Origin of the sequence: Moorena sp. SIO2C4 (assembly GCF_010672485.1) — a bacterium.
GTDB lineage: Bacteria > Cyanobacteriota > Cyanobacteriia > Cyanobacteriales > Coleofasciculaceae > Moorena > Moorena producens.
On sequence record NZ_JAAHGN010000865.1, the window covers coordinates 1 to 3,338 of the forward strand.

Genomic DNA, 3,338 nt, shown 5'->3' on the forward strand with positions numbered 1-3,338 from the left:
TGCCTTACTACAAAATTTTTAACCCTTTTACCCATAGCCGACTAACTATAAAGGCTCCACTATTCTTGCGGTAACTTCTAACCAATTTGCCTATCCTCTCCTCGGAGTTTACGATTACCGCCAAAAGAGCATCGTGAGGATGTAGAGGATGAAGTCTCGCATATACTAGTCAGATTGCGGCTTCCGCATAAGACACTTTTTCAGGACTTTTGCTACTGTTACCCATGACATCTTCCCGTTAGCGGCAGTGTGGCACATCTGATTTACCTCTGATTCCGCCCTGTTGCCAGCGTCACTCTACAGGTTGCCGCCTGTTCGGTGTGGCCAGATAGGGTGTCACTTATCTCCAAAAGGTGCACCACCATCCGAACAGTCAGTTAGGCTTTGAAGGTTTTCCTTCGCGCCCCTAGCTCATAAGCCTTGTATTGTAAGGTTCCTAGCTAGAACGAGCCGCACTTTGGCGTTCGGTGTAGGGTAGGTTGAATCTTGAAAGTAGACACTTAACATTCAACTGGCCTATTGACTGACTAATCACTTGACTAATCACTAGGATCAGGTTTCGTCAGACTCTAGCACTGTGGTAGATTCCGACAACGGAACAGTTTTCTGTGAACTCGAATAATCACTATCGGGCATGGTTTCCTCCTCTAGCACTGTGGTAGATTCCGACAACGGAACAGTTTTCTGTGAACTCGAACAGTCACTATCAACCATGGTTTCCTGTAGTGCTGGCACGGTGGAAGCCTCAGATTCTAGCACTACGGATGACTTAGGGCTACTAAACGAGAATGTTGGCAAGGTTGTGGTTAAAGGTTTCAGTGCTTCTAATACCTCCTGAGCCGACTGATAGCGACTTCGGAAGCTATAGCGCACCATTTTGTTGACCACTGTAGCTAATTCAGGACTGACCTGTGCCTTATCGAACCAAATTACTTCTCCAGTTATGGGATCTGTGGGTAATTTGCTAGGAGGTATGCCAGTAAGCGATCGCACAGCAATCATACCTGTGGCATAAATATCACTGTTAAATCTTGGACTACCCACAGCTTGTTCATTAGGCATATAACCTTTAGTACCAATGCCCACTGTGAAATTAGTCAGGTTTCGTCTTGGATGCAATTGATTAGTAATTTGTTTAACAGCGCCAAAGTCAATTAGCACCAGCTTGTGATCTAATTTGCGCCGAATTAGATTATCGGGTTTAATATCTCGGTGAATCACACTGTGACTGTGGACAAACTGCAATACCTGTAGAATATCTACCACTATGGCAATGACGTTGGCTTCAGGAAGAGGTTTCTGTGGTAACTCATCGCTGAGAGGATGACCATTAATGAACTCTTCAACTAGATAAAATTCTTGATTTTGATCAAAATAGGCTAACAGCTCAGGTATTTGGTGATGTTTGCCCAACTTTTCCAGAATTTCTGCTTCGGTGTGAAATAACCGTCGAGCCAGTTGCCAGTGTTGAGGATTATTGCTAGCAGGTTTGAGCTGCTTGACCACACAGGTCGGATTTCCCGGTCGTTGGGTGTCTTCAGCAATAAAGGTTTCGCCAAATCCTCCAGCACTAAGTCGTTTGATGATTTGATAGCGTCCACTTAACTTAGTAGCAAATAGTTCCTGTTCCGTTTCCTCCAGCAAATTGCGTAAATCATCCTGTCCAGAGATAATTTCTTGGACAATCGGCGCAGAAACGTAATGTTTGAGAGTTTGGCGTAGTTGCTGTTTATTCTTCAGGTCTTGCATTGCTCCCATAGCGCTACAGAAAATACCACTGAGAGTCATGCTAACTAAAGGCACTGCTGTAGGCAAAATTAGCCGCCCATACACGAAAAATAGATAACTGATTCCTCCCCAAGTGATTACCCCGAGCACTGTCCAGCCTAGGCAAACTTGCCATCGCTTAATCCGACTGAATAAGTACCTTACTACCGTAACCCCTAAGAAGATCAACACTCCTCTGTGGATAGGATTGGGAATTGCTTGGACAATGGCACGACCTTCGAGTAGTGTTGCGATCGCATTAGCATTGATTTCCACCCCAGCCATTCTGTCGGACACAGGAGTCCGATGAAAATCTGGTAATGAGCTAGCAGTTGGTCCAATTAACACAATCTTGTCTTGGAAAGACTTACCATCTTCTAGGCGAGTGTGCCAGCGATTATCGTCTAAGACATACCAGAAGGGAATAGATGGAAATACATCCGAACCGTAGAAGAAAATATTCTCTGCTTTGGGTTTCGTCCTCAGTCCTGAGTCTTGAGCAGCTGCCTTCGCGTAGCGTGGCCTTTTGGCCAAGGTAGCCTCGTTAAAGGAAGGTACTTTAAAAATCAGCTGATTAGATGTTTCTGCCAATTCTGGATTATTCTTAGCCCAAACTTTGGGATACTGATTGGCTAGACGATAGATTCTGCCATCCGGCTCAACAGGATAATTAATCGAACCTACAGATAGCTGGGGTGTCTCAAACAAAGAATTTGGCTTAACTAGCTTGATAGTCTCACCTTCAACAGTTTCGTAAGTCTCATACATAGCGGCCAGAGTAACCTTTTCGCCATAGTTTTTTAGCACCTCTCTCAACCGTTGATCATCTGCCTCACCGTAACTACTGGGACTATCTAACACAAGACTAACCGCGACAGACCTAGCTCCGGCAGCCATCAGCCGCTCAATCGCTGTAGCATAAGCAGCTCGTTTCCAAGGCCAGCTTTTGATAAGTTCTAAATCAGTTAGTGCTTGAGACTGATCATTAGAATAGGATTGATTTAAATTCAGAGACTCCTCATCAATTGCCAAAATCACTATATTGTCTGGGGGAGTCACCGGAGCCCTAAGTTGGAAAAACCAAGCTTGGGTTTGTCTTTCCATCCGTTGCACTCCCTCCCAATCACGAGCCGTTGAAATTGCTCCGAATAGGGGAAAAAAAACAGCTAGTATAAAACCTAATCTAGCTGGATTTAACCGAGTGTTATGCTGTGATGATGTATCTTTATTTGTAGAAATATCTGTATACTGAGTTGGTGTATGGGAAGGAATAATCTTCCCGAACCACCCCCTAGGATTAATAAACATTTTGAGTATTTTACTCGTTTATTATCTATAGTATCGAAGCAAATTTATTAGCTGCATAAAGATTATTAAAGCCTGTTTGAAAATTTGCTTAAGGAGTATATAGCAATTCTCATAGCTATGAGGTACAAAATTTCGGGATTTTAGGGAACAGCGGATCACCGGAACAGGGAACAGGAACCAACCCCTAACCCCTCCCAGGAGGGGAATAGGTAATAGGGAATAGGGATGCGCTGCATCAAGACAGGGAATCAACGTCAAAGAAT

General features: G+C 44.1%; 1 protein-coding gene. It reads right to left on the reverse strand.

Going from position 1 to position 3,338, the window contains the following annotated elements:
• Positions 1–552: 552 nt before the first annotated feature.
• Positions 553–3,075 carry a serine/threonine-protein kinase gene (locus F6K20_RS30515; RefSeq protein ID WP_008189300.1) on the reverse strand — a complete coding sequence of 841 codons (2,523 nt, stop codon included), beginning with the start codon at positions 3,073–3,075 and terminating at the stop codon, positions 553–555.
• Between the last annotated feature and the right edge of the window lie 263 nt (positions 3,076–3,338).

Coding starts and splice junctions, on each gene's coding strand:
- F6K20_RS30515 (WP_008189300.1), bottom strand. CDS start 3,075: ATGTTTATTAATCCTAGGGGGTGGTTCGGGAAGATTATTCCTTCCCAT.